General features: G+C 71.4%; 17 protein-coding genes. 10 read left to right on the top strand and 7 right to left on the bottom strand.

Going from position 1 to position 19,059, the window contains the following annotated elements; genetic code table 11:
• Positions 1-41 precede the first annotated feature (41 nt).
• The gene (locus tag ACFV1W_RS10720) at positions 42-1,103 is read right to left on the bottom strand and encodes an ATP-dependent DNA ligase (protein ID WP_380415080.1); all 1,062 of its coding nucleotides are present in this window, start codon (positions 1,101-1,103) and stop codon (positions 42-44) included.
• Positions 1,104-1,168: 65 nt separating this feature from the next.
• On the opposite strand from ACFV1W_RS10720, the gene ligD reads away from it, so the two are divergent.
• Positions 1,169-2,182 (top strand): non-homologous end-joining DNA ligase, encoded by a 1,014-nt coding sequence (gene ligD / locus ACFV1W_RS10725; RefSeq protein WP_380415082.1) that lies wholly within the window; start codon positions 1,169-1,171, stop codon positions 2,180-2,182.
• Positions 2,183-2,486: 304 nt separating this feature from the next.
• Here the strand turns inward: ligD and ACFV1W_RS10730 are convergent, their stop codons facing one another.
• Both ACFV1W_RS10730 and ACFV1W_RS10735 read right to left on the bottom strand, forming a co-directional pair.
• On the bottom strand, positions 2,487-2,720 hold the full coding sequence (locus ACFV1W_RS10730; RefSeq protein WP_078656370.1) for a group II intron maturase-specific domain-containing protein: 234 nt from the start codon (positions 2,718-2,720) through the stop codon (positions 2,487-2,489).
• 93 nt (positions 2,721-2,813) lie between these two features.
• On the bottom strand, positions 2,814-3,746 hold the full coding sequence (locus ACFV1W_RS10735; protein WP_380415084.1) for an aminoglycoside phosphotransferase family protein: 933 nt from the start codon (positions 3,744-3,746) through the stop codon (positions 2,814-2,816).
• Between the two features lie 902 nt (positions 3,747-4,648).
• On the opposite strand from ACFV1W_RS10735, the gene ACFV1W_RS10740 reads away from it, so the two are divergent.
• Positions 4,649-5,299: a GNAT family N-acetyltransferase gene (locus ACFV1W_RS10740; RefSeq protein ID WP_033347980.1), complete on the top strand. Its 651-nt coding sequence runs from the start codon at positions 4,649-4,651 to the stop codon at positions 5,297-5,299.
• Positions 5,300-5,303: 4 nt separating this feature from the next.
• Here ACFV1W_RS10740 and ACFV1W_RS10745 read toward each other — a convergent pair whose 3' ends face one another.
• The 3 genes from ACFV1W_RS10745 to ACFV1W_RS10755 form a co-directional block, all read right to left on the bottom strand.
• The gene (locus ACFV1W_RS10745) at positions 5,304-5,771 is read right to left on the bottom strand and encodes a hypothetical protein (protein ID WP_380415086.1); all 468 of its coding nucleotides are present in this window, start codon (positions 5,769-5,771) and stop codon (positions 5,304-5,306) included.
• The gene (locus ACFV1W_RS10750) at positions 5,764-6,267 is read right to left on the bottom strand and encodes a hypothetical protein (RefSeq protein WP_380415087.1); all 504 of its coding nucleotides are present in this window, start codon (positions 6,265-6,267) and stop codon (positions 5,764-5,766) included. The genes ACFV1W_RS10745 and ACFV1W_RS10750 overlap by 8 nt, the downstream gene beginning before the upstream one ends.
• Positions 6,268-6,394: 127 nt before the next feature.
• Positions 6,395-7,594: an 8-amino-7-oxononanoate synthase gene (locus tag ACFV1W_RS10755; protein WP_380415089.1), complete on the bottom strand. Its 1,200-nt coding sequence runs from the start codon at positions 7,592-7,594 to the stop codon at positions 6,395-6,397.
• 262 nt (positions 7,595-7,856) lie between these two features.
• Between ACFV1W_RS10755 and ACFV1W_RS10760 the strand changes: the two genes are divergently transcribed.
• The 4 genes from ACFV1W_RS10760 (at position 7,857) to ACFV1W_RS10775 (ending at position 13,924) form a co-directional block, all read left to right on the top strand.
• On the top strand, positions 7,857-8,279 hold the full coding sequence (locus ACFV1W_RS10760) for a hypothetical protein (RefSeq protein WP_380415090.1): 423 nt from the start codon (positions 7,857-7,859) through the stop codon (positions 8,277-8,279).
• Positions 8,280-8,311: 32 nt separating this feature from the next.
• Positions 8,312-10,588: a hypothetical protein gene (locus tag ACFV1W_RS10765; RefSeq protein WP_380415092.1), complete on the top strand. Its 2,277-nt coding sequence runs from the start codon at positions 8,312-8,314 to the stop codon at positions 10,586-10,588.
• 6 nt (positions 10,589-10,594) lie between these two features.
• Entirely contained in the window at positions 10,595-11,320 is a 726-nt protein-coding gene (locus ACFV1W_RS10770; protein ID WP_380415094.1) for a hypothetical protein, read from the top strand.
• Positions 11,321-11,431: 111 nt separating this feature from the next.
• Complete coding sequence (locus ACFV1W_RS10775; protein WP_380415124.1) at positions 11,432-13,924, top strand: DEAD/DEAH box helicase; 2,493 nt, start codon at positions 11,432-11,434, stop codon at positions 13,922-13,924.
• 74 nt (positions 13,925-13,998) lie between these two features.
• On the opposite strand, the gene ACFV1W_RS10780 is transcribed toward ACFV1W_RS10775, so the two are convergent.
• Positions 13,999-14,862, bottom strand: coding sequence for a hypothetical protein (locus ACFV1W_RS10780; RefSeq protein WP_380415096.1), 864 nt, complete (start codon positions 14,860-14,862; stop codon positions 13,999-14,001).
• Between the two features lie 248 nt (positions 14,863-15,110).
• On the opposite strand from ACFV1W_RS10780, the gene bioB reads away from it, so the two are divergent.
• The 4 genes from bioB to ACFV1W_RS10800 all read left to right on the top strand — a co-directional run bounded on the left by bioB (position 15,111) and on the right by ACFV1W_RS10800 (position 18,939).
• Entirely contained in the window at positions 15,111-16,316 is a 1,206-nt protein-coding gene (gene bioB / locus ACFV1W_RS10785) for a biotin synthase BioB (RefSeq protein WP_380415098.1), read from the top strand.
• Between the two features lie 63 nt (positions 16,317-16,379).
• Entirely contained in the window at positions 16,380-17,684 is a 1,305-nt protein-coding gene (locus tag ACFV1W_RS10790) for an adenosylmethionine--8-amino-7-oxononanoate transaminase (protein WP_380415100.1), read from the top strand.
• On the top strand, positions 17,681-18,439 hold the full coding sequence (gene bioD, locus ACFV1W_RS10795; RefSeq protein WP_380415102.1) for a dethiobiotin synthase: 759 nt from the start codon (positions 17,681-17,683) through the stop codon (positions 18,437-18,439). Before ACFV1W_RS10790 ends, bioD begins: the two co-directional genes overlap by 4 nt.
• Positions 18,440-18,492: 53 nt before the next feature.
• Positions 18,493-18,939, top strand: coding sequence for a hypothetical protein (locus tag ACFV1W_RS10800; protein WP_380415103.1), 447 nt, complete (start codon positions 18,493-18,495; stop codon positions 18,937-18,939).
• The last annotated feature ends 120 nt before the right edge of the window (positions 18,940-19,059 follow it).

Raw genomic sequence — 19,059 nt, forward strand, 5'->3', positions numbered from 1 at the left:
CCCGGCTCAACCGGGTCGGGCCGCTTCCGCTGGGCGGTCCGTCAGATTCCCAGCACCTCGCGCAGGTCGTACGAGACCGGCTCCTCCAACTGCTCGTAGGTGCAGCTCTCCGGCGTGCGGTCCGGCCGCCAGCGGCGGAACTGCGCGGTGTGCCGGAAGCGGCTGCCCTCCATGTGGTCGTAGGCCACCTCGACCACCCGCTCCGGGCGCAGCGCGATCCAGGAGAGGTCCTTGCCGCCGGTCCAGCGGCTGACCGCCCCCGGCAGCCGGCCCTCCGCGTGCGCGGACTCCTCCGCCCAGGCGCCCCAGGGGTGCTGGGAGAGGTCCTCCATCCGGAACGGGGCCAGTTCCTCGACCAGCTCGCGGCGGCGGGCCATCGGGAAGGCCGCGCAGACCCCGACGTGCTGGAGCCTGCCCTGTTCGTCGTGGATGCCCAGCAGCAGCGAGCCGACCACCGGCCCGCTCTTGTGCTCGCGGTAGCCGGCCACCACGCAGTCGGCGGTGCGCTCGTGCTTGATCTTGTACATGGTCCGCTCCCCCGGCCGGTACGGCTGGTCCAGCGGCTTGGCCACCACCCCGTCCAGCCCGGCGCCCTCGAACTCGGCGAACCAGTTCTGCGCGAGCTCGCGGTCGGTGGAGGCCGGGGCGGTGAACACCGGGTCCTCCGCCCCGGCCAGCGCCGCCTCCAGGGCCGGTCGGCGCACCGAGAGCGGCTCGTCGACGAGCGGGTCGTCACCGAGGGCGAGCAGGTCGAAGGCGACGAAGGAGGCGGGCGTCTGCTCGGCGAGCAGCCTGACCCGGCTCGCGGCCGGGTGGATCCGCTCCAGCAGCTCCTCGAAGCGCAGCCGCCCGTCCCGGGCGATCACCACCTCGCCGTCCAGCACGCAGCGCGGCGGCAGCTCCCGCCGGAAGGCCTCCACCAGCTCGGGGAAGTACCTGGTCAGCGGCCTACCGGTGCGGCTGCCGAGTTCCACCTCGTCGCCGTCGCGGAAGACGATCGTGCGGAAGCCGTCCCACTTGGCCTCGTACTGCATCCCCGGCGGGATCTCGGCCACCGGCTTGGCGAGCATCGGCGCCACCGGCGGCATCACGGGCAGGTCCATGAGCCCAGCCTCGCGCCAACGGGCTCGGGGCGCGCGCCGGACGCCGCGCCCTTACCGTGAGGGGCATGGGCTCAGCCGTCGAACTGGAAGTCGCCGGGCGCACCGTCCGGCTGTCGAACCCGGACAAGGTCTACTACCCCGAACGCGGCTTCACCAAGCTGGATGTCGCGCAGTACTACCTGGCCGTCGCCGACGGCGTGCTGCGCGGACTGCGGGACCGGCCCACCACCCTCCAGCGCTTCCCGGACGGGGTCGACGGCGAGTTCTTCTACCAGAAGCGGGCGCCGAAGGGCCTGCCGGACTGGCTGCCCACCGCCCGGATCAACTTCCCCAGCGGCCGCTCCGCCGACGAGATCTGCCCCACCGAGCCGGCCGCCGTACTGTGGGCCGCCAACCTGGGCTGCCTCACCTTCCACCCCTGGCCGGTCCGGCGCACCGACACCGACCACGTCGACGAGCTGCGCATCGACCTCGATCCCCAGCCCGGCACCGGCTTCCACGACGCGGTCCGCGCAGCCCACGAACTGCGCGCCCTGCTGGAGGAGTTCGGGCTGCGCGGCTGGCCCAAGTCCTCCGGCGGGCGCGGCCTGCACGTCTACGTCCCGCTGGTGCCCGAGTGGACCTTCACCGACGGCCGGCACGCCGTGATCGCCCTCGGCCGGCTGCTGGAGCAGCGGATGCCCGGGAGGGTCACCACCGCCTGGTGGAAGGAGGAGCGCGGCGAACGGATCTTCGTCGACTACAACCAGATGGCCCGCGACCGCACCATCGCCTCCGCTTACTCCCTGCGCGCCCGCCCCCGCGCCACCGCCTCCACCCCGCTGCGCTGGGAGGAGCTGGACGACGCCGCACCGGAGGACTTCGACCTGCGGACGGTGCCCGTCCGCTTCGCCGAACTCGGCGATCTCAACGCGGAGATGGACACCCACGCGTACCGGCTGGACGGCCTGCTGGAGGTGTACGGGAAGCAGCTGCACGACGAAGGCCTCGGCGAACTCCCGTACCCGCCCGACCACCCGAAGGCCGCGGGCGAACCGACCCGGGTCCAGCCCAGCCGGGCCCGCAAGAAGCCCGCTTAGAAGCTGCGCGGACAGGGCGGCTGGTCATGGCCGGCGGTGGAGCGTCCGTCCGAACGCTGGACGGTCCAGGCCTGGAGGATCCGACTACGCGCAGTGATGTCGGCGACGCCGTGGAACCGCTGAATTAGCACTCCGCTGTGGTGGAAGCCGGGATCGTCCAGTTCCATGGCGTGAAGTCGGCCCGGCGCGCGGTTCCGGCCTTTCGACCGACCCGTTTCTCCGGACCGCTTCCCGCACCCGCCGTGCGCCTCTCAACGCAACCGGCGCTCCACAAGTCCCGCTTGTCGATCCGTGAATCGTTCTCTCATCCCGTGGTCGGCCATGGGGAGGGGATGACTGATCCCCGGTGGCGGTAGCGCGTGGTGCCCACCTTCGCCGGGCTGAACAGTTCCCGTTCCTCACTGGCCGGCCACCAACCCCCGCCGCAGAAGCGCCGGCGAAGGTCCTTCCAGTTCATCCGGGGGTGCTTCCTTCGCAGCCACCAGATGACCCGCCCCCAGACATACGAGGTCAGGTACTGGAAGGTGGCGCTGGACACTCCCGGCCGGAAGTAGGCGCACCAACCCCGCCAAGATCCCCGACAGAGTCAAGCTCAGTACTCCGGTGCGACTTCGTGATTTCGCGTGACGCTCTACGAGCCTTTGGTGAGCAACTTCGCCAGGCGGTCTGCGAATTCGGTGAGCCAGTCCAGTTGTGGTCCGCTGCGGGCGATACGGAAGCCGTGGCGGCGCCCCCAGAACGCAGCCTGTACGGCATGGAACTGGGCCCATCGCTGGACGCGTTCACGGTCGAGTTCCGCTGCTTCGGCGAACACGTCCAAGATGCGGTGGACGGCCTTGCTCGGGTCGTCCGCTTCGAGGAGCGTCAGCGCGCGTGACTTCAACAGTGTGCCGCCGTCGTAGGCGGGATCTCCCGCGTACCCCTTGGGGTCTACGGCCAGCCATGGCTCGCGGCCGGCGCGCAGGATGTTCCGGGCGTGGAGGTCGCCATGTATGAGGGTGTCCGGCTGGACCCGGCCCAGTTCCCGGACGGTCGCCACAGCGGCATCCACCACCTGGCGCGGCAACGGATGTGTCAGCTCCTCTGCGTCCCTGCGCAGCTGTTCCTCCCAGGCATCGGCCTGCTCGCGCAGCCGGGGCAGGCCGGACGGTGCGGGGATGGCCAGGCGGCGATTGAGCCACCCGGCAACCGCCACCACCTCGTCGCCGTCCGCAACCTCCGCCAGGGTCGCAGCCTGAACCCGCTCCAGCAGCATCGCGAACCGCTCGTCGTCGCGCTCATGCAGCAGGACGGCGCCGCGCCCGGCCCACGCCACGAACGCGTCCGGCTCATGGGCGTTGCCGGGATGCGGAAACGACACTTTCAGCACAGCGGTCTCCTCAGCCCGCCGTCGTGCCGGGACGATGACACCAACGCCTCCGTGCAGGACCTTGCCATCCGGCACGCACTCCCAGCGCCCCAGTAACTCCTCCACGATCCCGGGCAGCTCGGCGAGCCATTCAGCCCCGGCCTCCCCCTCGCGCTCGATGGTGCTCCGTGCGAACTCCTCTGGCATGGCGATCATCTCGGCACCCTATGCGCCGGCCCACCTCAATGACCAAGTCCGAGACAGGTATGTTCTGATCTTTTTCGGATAACCCTTGGGAGCGGGTAACCCCGCCGCTGTCGCCCGCTCCTGCGCGACATCTCCAGTCCGGCCCCATACAGGCCCGTTTGCGGCTTTATCGGGGCGGCTGAGATTCCAGGTACGAATCTCAGCCGCCCAGATTCCCGCTTGAGACTACGTGTGGACCGCCGGGTAGCCCCAGGAAAGCGAGGAGTTCACGCTGGTGCAGTATGCGTAGCTCCAGGAGTCACTGCCAGTCGCAAGCCACGGCCCGTACACAATCGTGCCGTTGTTGCATATGGCTACGGCTCGGAAGGCTATACCTCCGACTGCGGTTCCGCAGTTGGTCCCGAACGTATTGGAATCCTGCCAATTGACGCAGGCGCCAGAGCTTGCACTCGCCGGAGTGGCGGCGAATCCTCCGAGCATAAGCGAGGCCGAGGCAACTGCCACCGCAGTCAGGGCGCGCACCTTGCGCATCAAGTCTCCCATCGACGCGAAATCGGCGCTGTGCGGCAGTCCGATTTCAATCTGTCATGACAATAAACAGATCCTCTCCTCCAGGGCCTACAAACGTCAATCGGGATAAAGGCCGTCGACATGCGCACATATGAACCAATTGCCAACTTCAAACCAGGGCAAAGTTCATAAACTTGCATTGAAACCATGACAGTTGCCACACGCCGCAGCCACGACCCACGACGCCTCGCCGAGCCCTCCACCAGATAGATCACGACGTCACACTGGAGTATCGGCCGGGCCGGACCGGACCAGCGGCTGCCGTTCCGGCGCTACCTGCTGGCACATCGGCGCGCACGGTGATCAACTGGGGCGGACAACTCACCTGGGAGAGAACGGATATGGGCATACGGGGTCTGGCGGAGATCCTGGCGGACGCGGCGGGCGGGGTGTTCCCGCCGCCGGACGGGTCGGTCACGGTGGTGCCGCAGCCGTCGCCGCGCGAGGCCGGGGTGGCGGCCTTCGCGGCGCACGCCGTGGTGTTCACCGACGAGGACCCGGACTGGGTGCGCGAGACGCTCGCCGCTGCCCCCGGCGACCCGCTGTCCGCGCCGCTCTGCCCGCCCTTCCTCACCGCCTTCGCCGAGCGCACCGGGCGGACGGTCAACAACATCGACCTGCTCACCGTCGCCGACCGCCTCCCCGGCGCCCCGCCGCTGCCGCTCACCCCGGTCGGGGACCGCAAACACCCGCGGGTGGTACGGGCGTTGCGCTACCGCGAGGACGTCCGGGTGTACGAGACCGACGGCGGCGTGCTGATCCTCGGCCGCGGCGTGGCGGGCCGCTGGGAAACCGCCGTCGAGGTGGACCCGCACGCCCAGGGCCGCGGCCTGGGCCGCGCGCTGGCCGTCGCCGGCCGCCACCTGCTGCCCTCCGGCGGAACCGTCTGGGCCCAGCAGGCCCCCGGCAACGCCCCCAGCGTCCGCGCCTTCCAGGCCGCCGGCTACCGGCCGATCGGCGCGGAGGTCCTGCTGGTGGCCGGACGGCCGTAGGCCCTCACCGCACCAGCACCCGGTCGGCTCCGAGGTCGTACCCCAGGAACGGCGCATCGCCGCCCTCGACCCACGTGGGCACCGACCTGCCGAGCCGCCGCCCGATCGCGGCCAGGAAGCCGCACAGTGCGTCCAGCCCTTCCTGGCCGTCGAGTTCGGCGACATCGACGTCGAAGTCGATCCGCCGCGCACTGCGGAACCGGAACACCACCCCGACCCCCGGCCCCGGCCGCACGCTCAGCACCGGCTGCGCGGGGCCGCGCGGCCGGAACAGCACCTCCTCGGCCCGCGGCAGCGCCGTCTCGAAGCAGCCCACGACGAAACTGCGGGCCCAGCCCCGCTCCACCACCAGGTCGAGCACGGCCTGCCAGTCCGCCACGGTGGTGTCCGCGACCCACCCGTCCGGCAACCAGCCGTCCCGGCACGGATCGAGCAGCCATGCGGCGTGGTCGCCCCAGCGCAGCTCAGCCATCCCGCTCTCCTGCCCCCGGCGCGGTCCACAACAGCCGGACCCGGTCGGCCGCGATGTCGTACCCGAGGAACGGCTCCCGGGTGTCGCCTTCGAAGTACATCGGCACCGACTTGCCGAGCCGGCGCCCGATCGCGGCGAGGAAGCCGCAGAGGACGTCCAGCCGCTCCTGGCCCCGCAGTTCCCGCAGGTCGACGTCGAAGTCGACCTGCTCCTCACCGAGGAACCGGAAGATCGCGCAGACCTCCGGGTCCGGCCACACGCGCAGGTTCGGGCACTCGGCGCCGGCCGGGCGGGACAGCACGGTCGCGGCCCGGGGCAGCGGCAGCACCGCCTCGCCCTCGGAGTACTCGAAGGCCCAGCGCTGCTCCACCACCAGGTCGAGCACCGCCTGCCAGTCCGCCACCGTCGTGTCGGCGACGTACACATCCGGGAGGCAGCTCCCGTCGGACGGATCCAGCAGCCACGCCACGTGGTCGTCCCAGAGCAGGTCGGGCATGCCGCCATCCTGCCGTCCAGGACGCCTCCCGCCGAGCGGTTTTCCGGCGGCGACCTCCGGGCCGCTGACCTGCGGGGGCACCGCGACCATCGTCAGCCGGCTTCGGGCGCGATCGCCCGGACCACTCCTACCCCCGCGCGCCCGCCGGGGCGAGGTCGGCGATGGTGCGGACCGCGTCCGCGATCTGGGCGTCGGTGAGGTCGCCGCGGGCCGTCAGGCGCAGCCGGGAGATGCCGTCCGGAACGGACGGGGGGCGGAAGCACCCGACGGCGAGGCCGGCGCGGAGGCAGTCGGCAGCCCAGGTGACGGCGACCTCGGGGCCGGGGGCCCGGACCGAGACCACGGCCGCGTCCGGTTCGCAGGCCCGCAGGCCGGCGGCGGTGAGGCGGGCGGCGAGGGTGCGGGCCACCTCGCGGGCCCGGTCGGCGCGCTGGGGTTCGGCGCACAGCAGGCGCAGGGCGGCGAGGGCGGCTCCGGCGGCGGCCGGGGCGAGGCCGGTGTCGAAGATGAAGGTGCGGGCGGTCTCGGTGAGGTGGCGGATCACCCGGCGCGGGCCGAGGACGGCCCCGCCCTGGGAGCCGAGGGACTTGGAGAGCGTGACGGTGGCGACGGCGTCCGGCTGCCCGGCGAGCCCGGCCGCCGCCAGCGCGCCGCGCCCGCCGGGGCCTAGCACGCCCAGCCCGTGGGCGTCGTCCACCAGCAGCGCGGCGCCGTGCGCCCGGGCGGCCTCGGACAGCCCGGGCAGCGGTGCCGCGTCGCCGTCCACCGAGAACACCGAGTCGGTGACCACCAGCGCCCGTCGCCGCGCCCGCCCGGCGAGGACCTCGGCGACGGCCGCCGGGTCGCTGTGCGGGGCCCGGTGGACGTCGGCCCGGGCGAGCCGGCAGCCGTCGATCAGCGAGGCGTGGTTGTAGGCGTCGGACACGATCAGGGTGTCCGGGTCGGTCAGCGCGGTGAGCGCGGCGAGGTTGGCGGTGTACCCGGAGGAGAACACCAGCGCGGCCTCCGCCCCGCAGAACTCGGCGAGCTCCTGCTCCAGTTCGGTGTGCAGCGCGGTCGTCCCGGTGACCAGCCGCGAGCCCGTCGCCCCGCCGCCCCACCGCAGCGCGGCCTCCCCCGCCGCGCGGGTCACCACCGGGTGCCGGGTGAGCCCCAGGTAGTCGTTCCCGGCCAGGTCCAGCACCTGGTCATCCGCCCGACGGCTGCGCAGCCTGCGGGTCAGCCCGGCGTCGGCGCGCAGCTCGGCGGCCTCGTCGAGCCAGTCGAAGACGTGCGCCGGAGCGGGCCCGGCGGCGGTGTGCGGTGCGGAGGTGAGCGGGAGGGTCATGCCCGGCACTCTGGCACGCCCCGCGAGACTCGGGCAATGTGCGACTCCGCACAGCGTGGGCGGGGCCTTCTTGTCGTCGTTCACTTTTTGTTTACCCAATGTCAATCGAAGAAACATTGAATATTTCCCCGCTCGCTATTTCTTCGATCATTCTGGCGATAGGTCCCATCGCATCGGCAACGATTTCGGGTACGCTCCATGCCGATCTACACCTGGGGGTGGGGCACGTGACAGACCTCGAATTCGAGCGTCGAATGAATCCTTGGCTCTTCGACTCGACGACAAGGGCAATCTGACCGAAGCGGCCAAGAAGCAGTTCCCGGACCTGGCCGGCAGCAACGCCGCCCCGGTCTCGCTGAACCCGGCGGGCGGCGGCGCAGCCGTGACGGTCAACACCGGGGTGCTCCAGCAGGCCGCCCAGAACGCCTTCGCGCTGCGGGACTCCGTCAAGTCCGAGTGCAGCCAGCCCGGCGACCACGTCGCCGCCGCGGCCGGCGCACTGAAGGGGTGGTCCCTCGGCGGCGCACTCACCGGCTCCTGGGGCACGTGGTCGAGTCAGGTCGACTCCCTGAAGGGCACCGTGGGCGACATGGGCACGAACCTGCAGACCACCGCCCAGACGTACGACAAGACCGAGCGCGACATCCACGCCGGCTTCGACAAGGCACAGGGCGCGAAGAGCTAGCCGCAGCACAAGCGGGGGGAAGCAGCACGATCATGGTGACATTCAGCCAGCTCCAGCAGGTCGACCTCAGCAGCCTCGACTCGGCGGCGGGCGACTTCGAGGCCCTGGTCCGCAAGTGGGACCTCACCCAGCGGATGCAGAACGAGGTCATCGGCACCATCACGCAGTCCGGCTGGCACGGTGACGCCGCCGGCCTCGCCAACGCCAAGCTCACCTGGGCCCGCGACCAGATCCACGCCGCCTTCGAGGAGGCCTCGGCGCTGGCCAAGACCCTTCGGGACGCCCACACCGAGATCACGGCCGCCAAGCAGGACCTCGCCAATGCCCTGCACGACGCCACCGCGGCCGGCCTCACCGTCAACGGCGAGGGCGCGGTGAGCTGGCCCGCGCCCACGACCGAGGAGGACAAGCGCGACCCGGAGTACGGCAGGAGCTGGAAGGCCAAGGCCGACTCCGCGGCCAAGGCCATCGGCGACGCGATCGACCTCGCCACCGAGGCCGACCTCGACGCCGCCAGGGCCCTGGGCGACGACACCGGCGGTGACGGCACCGCCTTCAACGCCAATCCGGCCGGCGGCATCCCGGAGGAGGAAGCCAGGATGGCCACCTACATCCTCAGCCTCGGCGACAAGGCCACCGACGCGCAGCTCAAGAACCTCCAGAACATCCTGGACCACTACAACCAGGACCCCCGCTTCGCCAGCAGCTTCTACGGCGGCCAGGACCCGGCGACCTTCCTGGCGAAGTACGGCGCCATGGCGCAGAGCGGGGACTACGCCAACAGCCCGGCCCGCAGCGCCGCCGTCAAGGGCATCCAGAAGGACCTCGGCCTCACCCTGGCCACCGCGACCGACACCAAGCAGCCGTTCCACGTCTCGGACGCGTGGGAGACGAGGTTCCGCGCCGCGGGCGCCAAGCAGATCCCCGTCCCGCCGGGTGCCGACCCGGCGCACAGTCCGTACGGCTACCAGATCATGTCCAACCTGCTGCGCAGCGGGAAGTACGATCCGCACTTCCTCGACCCGATCGCCGCGCACGTCACCCAGCTCACCGAGGAGAACCCGGGCCGCTGGCAGGCCGTGGCCTACAACAACAGCTACCCGTTCACCGAGCTGAAGTTCATCGGGCAGGTCGACAAGGACGGCAACGTCACCAACCTCAACCCGATGTCCGGCGTCCTGGACGCCCTCGGCCACAGCCCCGACGCGGCCACCAAGTTCTTCCACGACCCGGTGACCATGTACAACCCGGACGGCACGGTCAAGAGCACCGGCGGCGACAACAACTACGTCAAGCTGTTCACCACCGGTGGGGAGAACTCCCTTCTCAACGACATCAGTTACCCACTGCGCCCGCTGGAGACCAAGCCCGACCCGGGCCAGGTCACATCGCTCGGGCACGCCCTGGAGGCCGCCACCACCGGCCGGGCCTGGGACGACACCACCGGCAAGTACCCGCCGCACACGGCGGAGATGAACGACGTGATGGGGAAGGTCGTCGATCGCTTCGGTACCGGCGACGGGCCGAACATGCTGCGCGGCGGGCCGCTCGCCAACCTCAACAGCAGCATCGGCAACATGGTCGCCAACCACATCGGGGACGTCGAGAACTCCCTCGACGGGCCCGGCCCGAACAGCGGCGGCCCGAACGCGCGGCTGTCCGTGAACGGCGTCCCCGCCTTCCTCAACCACGACAACACCGCCGTGCTGCTCTCCACGGTCGGCCGGAACACGGACGCGTACGCCACGATCGCCACCGCGCAGCAGGCGTACCAGTCGGCCCAGATCCAGCAGGTCATGCTCCACCCGGAGCTCCACCCGGACATGGCCACGGCGATCGAGAACGTGACCATGCCGGGCGGACAGGTCGCCGGCCTGATCACCCACGCCATGTCGGACGAGATCCAGCAGAACCACGCGATATCCGACAAGGCGATCAACGACGCGATCGACTCCAAGAAGGACATCGCCAAGACGGTCTGGGACAACAGCGGCGGCATCCTGGTGGACAAGGTCCCCAAGGTCGGCAGCATGATCAACGACGAGGTCGGCAACATCATGACCCAGGTCGCCGACAGCTACCACGTTGACACCACCAACCAGGGGCGGGACGAGGCGCACAAGACCACCGGCGCGACGGTCCAGGGCTCGCAGCAGGCGGTCGTCAACGCCGTCGAGAACGCGGGCCGTGACGCCGGACTCGACCAGAACCGAGTGGACGACCTGGCCACGCGCGCCAAGCAGACCATCACCCAGGGCTGGTCCGCCGGCCACGACCTCTACGACCCGACGATGGCCTCGAAGGTGTGATGAACCATGGTCGACACCGCCCATCTCATTCCGCGCTCGCCCGATGACCCGCCGCCGTCACCCTCGCGGTGGCGGCGGGCCCTGCCCTGGCTGGGGGGCGTCCTCGCCCTGACCGTCGTCGTGGGCGGCGGGCTGTGGGTCTGGAAGCCGTGGCGGTCGCAGGAACTCCCGCAGAGCGCCTGCTGGTCGGCGCTCTCCAAGGACGACCTGAAGCCGCTTGCCGGGAAGTACGGAAAGGCGACCCAGCAAGGCGCGGCGCGGCTCCAGACGCCCGCCGTACCGGATGATCCGGCGAACCGCAGCGACACCTGCTTCCTCGACTGGTACCCGGACGGGGGCGACGGCAGCCGCACCTTCCTCTCCGTACAGGTCGACCCCGCCCTGGACGGGATCGACGCCGATCGCGCCAAGGCCTCCGCGGGGGGCCGCCCCGTCGCCACGTTGGACTTCGGATCCGGCGCGGCGGGACTGGCCACCACCGAGACGAGCCAGCGCGTTCAGCTGTACGTGCGCTGCGACTTCCAGGCGCCCCAGGGCCTCAAGGCCACGCCGTACGTCCGGATCGACGTCGGCGGCAACCTGATGGACGGCGCCTCGCCGGCGAAGGCCCGCCAGGCGTACGCCGACATCGCGCTGAAGATCGCGCGGGTCGCCGCCACGGAGTACAAGTGCGGCAACCAGGTGCAGCTGCCCGCCACCGCGCCCGCCGTCCCGGAGCTCTCCAAGAGCTGAGCCGCGCTCTTCCGCGCGGCCGATCGCCGCCCCGAGCCCTGTCCGGGCCTCCGGGCTTTGCCCGGGGTGGCGGCGAGCAGGCAAGATAGCCGGGTGACCCTCCTTGATCTGATGCCGAAGCCCGCCACCCCCGACGCGCTGTACGAGACGTTCGCAGCCTGGGCGGAGGAGCGCGGGATCACGCTGTACCCGGCGCAGGAGGAGGCGTTGATCGAGCTGGTCTCCGGGAACAACGTGATCCTGGCGACGCCGACCGGGTCGGGGAAGTCCCTGGTGGCGGCCGGCGCACACTTCGCGGCGCTGGCGGAGGGGCAGCGGACCTTCTACACCGCGCCGATCAAGGCGCTGGTGTCGGAGAAGTTCTTCGACCTGGTGAAGATGTTCGGCACCGAGCAGGTCGGCATGATGACCGGCGACGCGAGCGTCAACCCGACCGCGCCGATCATCTGCTGCACCGCCGAGGTGCTGGCCCAGATCGCGCTGCGGGACGGCGCCAGGGCCGACATCGGCCAGGTGGTGATGGACGAGTTCCACTTCTACGCCGAGCCGGACCGCGGCTGGGCCTGGCAGATCCCGCTGCTGGAGCTGCCGCAGGCGCAGTTCCTGCTGATGTCGGCGACGCTGGGCGACGTCCGCCGCTTCGAGGAGGACCTGACCCGCCGCACCGGCCGCCCGACCACCGTGGTGCGCAACGCGACCCGCCCGGTGCCGCTGTTCTACGAGTACCGCCGCACCACCATGCACGACACCCTGGAGGAGTTGCTGCAGACCGGCCAGGCGCCGGTCTACGTCGTGCACTTCACGCAGAAGGAGGCGGTGGAGCGGGCGCAGTCGCTGATGAGCATCAACATGTGCTCGAAGGCGGAGAAGGACGCCATCGCCGACCTGATCGGCAACTTCCGCTTCACCACCAAGTTCGGCCGCAACCTGTCCCGTTACGTCCGCCACGGCATCGGCGTGCACCACGCGGGCATGCTGCCGAAGTACCGCCGGCTGGTCGAACGCCTCGCCCAGGCGGGCCTGTTGAAGGTGATCTGCGGCACCGACACGCTCGGTGTCGGCGTCAACGTGCCGATCCGCACGGTGCTGTTCACCGCCCTGTCGAAGTACGACGGCCAGCGGGTGCGGATCCTGCGCGCCCGGGAGTTCCACCAGATCGCCGGGCGCGCGGGCCGGGCCGGCTTCGACACCGTCGGCCAGGTGGTCGCCCAGGCGCCGGAGCACGTGATCGAGAACGACAAGGCGATCGCCAAGGCCGGGGACGACCCCAAGAAGAAGCGCAAGGTGGTGCGGAAGAAGGCGCCGGAGGGCTTCGTCGGCTGGACCGAGGAGACCTTCGACAAGCTGATCGCCGCCGACCCCGAGCCGCTGGTCTCCCGCTTCAAGGTGAGCCACGCGATGCTGCTGTCGGTGATCGGCCGCCCGGGCAACGCCTTCGAGGCGATGCGCAAGCTGCTGACCGACAACCACGAGGACAGGGCGGCCCAGCGCCGCCACATCCGCACCGCGATCGCGATCTACCGCTCGCTGTTGGAGGGCGGCGTGGTGGAGCGGCTGCCGGAGCCGGACGCCGAGGGCCGGATCGTCCGGCTGACCCTGGACCTCCAGGAGAACTTCGCGCTCAACCAGCCGCTGTCCACCTTCGCGCTGGCCTCCTTCGAGCTGCTCGACCCGACCTCGCCCTCGTACGCGATGGACGTGATCTCGGTGGTCGAGGCGACCCTCGACGACCCGCGCCAGATCCTCGCCGCCCAGCAGAACAAGGCGCGCGGCGAGGCCGTCGGCGAGATGAAGCGGGACGGCATCGAGTACGAGGAGCGGATGGAGCGGCTGCAGGAGATCACCTACCCGAAGCCGCTGGAGGAGCTGCTCACCCACGCGTACGACGTGTACCGCCGGGCGCACCCGTGGATCGGCGACCACCAGCTCCAGCCGAAGTCCGTGGTCCGCGACCTGTACGAGCGCGCGATGACCTTCTCGGACTACGTCGGCTTCTACGAGCTGGCGCGCACCGAGGGCATCGTGCTGCGCTACCTGGCCGGTGCGTACAAGGCGCTGGAGCAGACCGTCCCCGAAGACGTGAAGACCGACGACCTGAAGGACGTCATCGCCTGGCTCGGCGAGCTGGTCCGCCAGGTCGACTCCAGCCTGCTGGACGAGTGGGAGCAGCTGGCCAACCCGACCGAGGCGGCCACCGCCGAGGTCACCCTGGACGACAAGCCGGCCCCGGTCACCGCCAACGCCCGCGCCTTCCGGGTGCTGGTGCGCAACGAGATGTTCCGCCGGGTCGAGCTGTGCGCGCTGGAGCACTGGGACGAACTCGGCGAGCTGGACGGCGAGTACGGCTGGGACGCGGACCGCTGGGCGGACGCCATGGACGGCTACTGGGACGAGTACGACGACCTGGGCACCGGCCCGGACGCGCGCGGCCCCAAGATGCTGATCATCGAGGAGGAGGACTCCGCCTGGAAGGTCCGGCAGATCTTCGACGACCCGGAGGGCGACCACGACTGGGGCATCAGCGCCGAGGTCGACCTGTACGGCTCGGACGAGGAGGGCCGGGCGGTGCTGCGGGTGACGGCGGTGGACCGGCTCGGCGGCTGACCTCCCGTCGGGAACGCGGTTGAGTGACCGTCAAAAGAGGCCCGGCGCTAGCGCGCCGGACCCCTTGGCGTTTGTCACATCCAGACAAACGGCTGACCCGCCGCGTAAGACAGCGCCCGGGTGGCCTCGTCCAGGTTCGGCTCGCCGCCGGAGGCGGTCGGCGTCGGGGTGGACGGCGCCGGGTTCGAGGAGGCGGTGTCGGCCGGGCGGGCGTCGCCGGGGCGGGAGCTGGTGACGGTCACGTAGTGGCCGACCGCCTCGACCCGGGCCTCGCTGCCCGGCTTGGCGCTGCCGGCGGACGGGGCGGCCGCGAAGTTGGTGTCGGCGAGGATGAAGGCGACCGCGCCGGGCTTGCCGCGCAGGGTGTCGGCGGCCCTGGCGGCAGCGGCCTGATCGGCGAAGCGCAGCAGGGTGACGCTGCTGCGCACCGGGTGGTCGACGCCGGTGAAGCTGACGATCAGGTAGGCCTGGCAGCCGCTGTCCTTGAGCAGCTCCTGGGTACGGTCCTGGAGCACCTCGTCGCACTTCTCGCCCTGCCGGATGCCGCCGCGCCGGGCCTTGTAGCCGGCGACCTCGACCGGGCGCTGGGCGGGGAACAGGTTGCCGGCGTTGAGAGCCTCGGGGTCGGTGGTCGGCGGCGGGTTGCCCACCACCGGGGGCGTGCGGGCGGAGTCCTTGGTGGAGGGGCCGAGGCCGGGTATGTAGTCGCCGGGCATCGGGCGGGTGATGATCCATCCACCGGCCGCGACCACGCCCACCATGACGACCCAGCCGACCGCCCGGCGGCCGGTCAGCCGTCGGCCGCGCCTGCTGCGCTCAGTACCGTCGGCCGAAGTTCCCGCGGCTGAGATCCCCTCGGCGCCCCCGCCGGTCCACTGTCCTGCCTGGCCGTCCTGGCCCTCTCCCGGAGTCGAGGTGCGCTCCCCCTGCGTGGTCATGGCGCAGATTCTAAGCACCCTCCGGGTGGCCTGGGTCACGGGGTCGGGGGTTGTGGATCTCCGCCCCGCACGCCACTCCGCACACCCCTCTGCTACCCGCCAGTAACCAGGCTTCCGGCCCCCCGTCAAGCGCGTGACCAGCGCCGACGCCGTGAGCTTCGACACTGTGGCAATCGGCACATCCTTCCGGGGATCTTCTGGTGGGTTTGCTCTGGCGCCGTTCCGACGCCAGCAGGCAGGATCGCCCCATGGATCTGCTCGATACCCTCACCGCCAAGGGCCTGCGCGGCGAAGTCCCGACCCGCGAGGAAGCCCTCGCCGTCCTCGCCACCACCGACGACGAGCTGCTCGACGTGGTCGCCGCGGCCGGCAAGGTGCGCCGCCGCTGGTTCGGCCGCCGGGTCAAGCTCAACTACCTGGTGAACCTGAAGAGCGGGCTCTGCCCCGAGGACTGCTCCTACTGCTCGCAGCGGCTGGGCTCCAAGGCCGAGATCCTCAAGTACACCTGGCTCAAGCCGGAGCAGGCCGCCGACGCCGCCCGCGCCGGGGTGGCCGGCGGCGCCAAGCGGGTCTGCCTGGTCGCCAGCGGCCGCGGCCCGACGGACCGTGACATCGACCGGGTCACCGACACCATGGCCGCCATCAAGGACGCCGACCCCGAGGTCGAGATCTGCGTCTGCCTCGGCCTGCTGTCCGACAACCAGGCGGAGCGGCTCAAGGCGGCCGGCGCCGACGCGTACAACCACAACCTCAACACCTCCGAGAACACCTACGGGACCATCACCAAGACCCACACCTACGCGGACCGGGTCGACACCGTGCAGAAGGCCCACGGCGCCGGCCTGTCCGCCTGCTCCGGTCTGATCGCCGGCATGGGCGAGAGTGACGAGGACCTGGTCGACGTGGTGTTCGCGCTGCGCGAGCTCGGCTCGGACTCCGTCCCGGTCAACTTCCTGATCCCGTTCGAGGGCACCCCGCTCGCCAAGGAGTGGAACCTCACCCCGCAGCGCTGCCTGCGCATCCTGGCGATGGTCCGCTTCGTCAACCCCGACACCGAGGTGCGGATCGCCGGCGGCCGCGAGGTGCACCTGCGCTCGATGCAGCCGCTCGGCCTGCACATCGCCAACTCGATCTTCCTCGGCGACTACCTGACCAGCGAGGGCCAGGCCGGTCAGACCGACCTCGACATGATCAAGGACGCCGGCTTCGAGGTCGAGGGCGCCGGCGAGGCCACCCTGCCGCGCCACCGCGCCGACGTCGCCGAGGCGGCCGCGGCCGGCTCCTGCGGGACGGCCGCTTCGGCCTGCGGCAGCGGCGGCGGCTGCGGCCCGTGCGGCGGGCACTCCCACCCGGAGCCCGCGCCGGTCGAGGAGGGCACGGACGAGGAGCTGCGCAGCGACCTGGTCAAGGTCCGCCGTCGCGGCGCCGGCACCGAACTCGCCCCCAACGCCTGACCGTTCGGCACCGTTCGGCGCCCTCAGGCAGCCGCCGTCGGAACACTTCGGAGAGACCTCACCATGCCCCAGCTGTCCGCGGACACGCTGCTCGCCCTCGACCGGGCGCACGTCTGGCACCCGTACGGGCCGATGCCCGGGACCGTCACCCCGTACGTGGTCGAATCCGCCTCGGGCGTCCGGCTGCGCCTCGCGGAGCCCGTCGCGGACGGGCGGCGCGAGCTCGTCGACGGGATGTCGTCCTGGTGGGCCGCGATCCACGGCTACCGGCACCCGGTGCTGGACGAGGCCGTGCGCGAGCAGCTGGGACGGATGAGCCACGTGATGTTCGGCGGGCTCACCCACGAGCCCGCCGTCCGGCTGGCCGCCCGGCTGGTCGAGATCACCCCGGAGCCGCTGCAGCACGTCTTCCTCGCCGACTCCGGCTCGGTGGCGGTCGAGGTCGCCATGAAGATGTGCCTGCAGTACTGGCAGTCGACCGGACGGCCGGAGAAGCGCCGACTGCTCACCTGGCGCGGCGGCTACCACGGCGACACCTTCCACCCGATGTCGGTCTGCGACCCCGACGGCGGGATGCACCACCTGTGGGGCGGGGTGCTGCCCGGGCAGCTCTTCGCGCCCCAGCCGCCGGCCGGCTTCGACGCCCCGCTCGACCCCGAATACGCCGCACGCTTCGAAGAGTTGATGGCACGTCACGCCGACGGGCTGGCGGCCGTCATCGTCGAACCGGTGGTCCAGGGCGCGGGCGGGATGCAGTTCCACTCCCCCGCCTACCTGCGGATGCTGCGCGAACTCTGCGACCGCTACGGCGTGTTGCTGGTCTTCGACGAGATCGCCACCGGCTTCGGCCGCAGCGGCGCGCTGTTCGCCGCCGGCCACGCGGGCGTCTCCCCCGACGTGATGTGCCTGGGCAAGGCCCTCACCGGCGGGTACCTGACGCTCGCGGCCGCCCTGTGCACCGGCGAGATCGCCGACGGGATCAGCCGCGGCGAGGTGCCGGTACTGGCCCACGGGCCGACCTTCATGGGCAACCCGCTGGCCTGCGCGGCCGCCAACGCCTCGCTGGACCTGCTGCTCGGACAGGACTGGGCGGTGCAGGTCAAGCGCATCGGAACCGGGCTGGCCGAGGGCCTGGCCGCGGCCGCGGACGTGCCGGGCGTTCGTGACGTGCGGGTCCAGGGCGCCATCGGCGTGGTGCAGTTGGACCACCCGGTGGACGTCCCGGCGGCGACCGAGGCGGCGGCCCGCGAGGGCGTCTGGCTGCGCCCGTTCCGGGACCTCGTCTACACCATGCCCCCCTACGTGACGGAGGACGAGGACGTGGCACGGATCGCTGCCGCCGTGACCGCCGCGGCGGTGGCGGGATGAGCGCGCGCATCCTGTTCGTGACGGGCACCAACACGGACGTCGGCAAGACCGTCGCCACCGCGGCCGTCGCCTCGGCGGCGCTCCGGGCCGGGCGGAAGGTCGCCGTGCTCAAGCCCGGGCAGACCGGCGTGGCCCCCGGCGAGCCGGGCGATGCGGCCGAAGTCTCCCGGTTGGCCGGTGAGCTGACGGTACGTGAGCTCGCCCGCTACCCCGAGCCGCTGGCCCCCGACACCGCCGCGCGGCGGTCGGGCCTGCCCTGCCTCTCCCCCGCCGAGGTGGTCACGGCCGTCGCCGACCTCGCCGCCGGCCACGACCTGGTCCTGGTCGAGGGCGCGGGCGGACTGCTGGTCCGCTACGACGACCGGGGCCGTACGCTCGCCGACCAGGCCCGGGCCGTCCTGGACGCCGGCCTCCCGGCCGAGGTGCTGCTGGTCGCCTCCGCCGGGCTCGGCACCCTGAACATCGTCGCGCTCACGGCGGAGGCCCTCGCGGCCCGGGACCTCCCGCTCGCCGGCGTCCTGGTCGGCTCCTGGCCGGCCGACCCCGGCCTCGCCGAACGCTGCAACCTCGCCGACCTGCCGCGCTCGGCCGGTGCCCCGCTGCTCGGCGTCCTGCCGGAACGGGCGGGCGCGGCAGAGGGCTTCGCCGGCCTGGCCCGCGCTTCCCTGGCTCCCGAACTGGGCGGCACCTGGGACGCGGAGCACTTCGCACACGTCCACCGGCCGGAACCGGGCCCGCGTCCCCCGAAGGTGTGATCCCGGCGCCCGAACCGTGCGGGGTGCGGTACCGGCTCAATACCGTTCCAGGTATGACAGACGGGCTGACCGTGGACGAGGCCCTGCGGGCCTTGGCCGCCCTTGAGGCGGCGTGGAAGGACGACGACGAGGCCCTGTCCGCCCTTGCGGCGGGCGGGGCCGACGAGCGGCCGCTGCCGGCGCTGGTCGCCGCGTACGGCGAGCACGCGATGGACACCCTGATGGCGCTGGCCTTCGGCCTGCGGTCCAGCATGAGCGACGAGGAGATCGCCGAACTCTCGGACGCCGTCAGCGCCAACATCGGCGCCCGGATGAGCGCCCTGCTCACCCAGACCCTCAAGGCCTGGGGCACGGTCTCCGCCCCGGACGACCTCTCCGTCACCAAGATCATCGCCCACACGGTCATCGACGCCATGCGCGCCGTCACGGAGGACCCCAGCAAGACCGAAGTCCTGCCCCTGCTCGCCACCTTCCGCAACTACGCCCTCAACGGCGTCTGAGACACCTGCGGTTCCGGCGCGGGCTTCGAGACCTCTCGAACACCCCCCCGCAGTGTGCGCCCCCACCCCCCATCTGGGGTATAAAATACACAACATACGCAGCCGACGAAAGTATAAGAG

Origin of the sequence: Kitasatospora sp. NPDC059648 (assembly GCF_042734825.1) — a bacterium.
In the GTDB taxonomy this organism is placed as follows: Bacteria; Actinomycetota; Actinomycetes; order Streptomycetales; family Streptomycetaceae; genus Kitasatospora.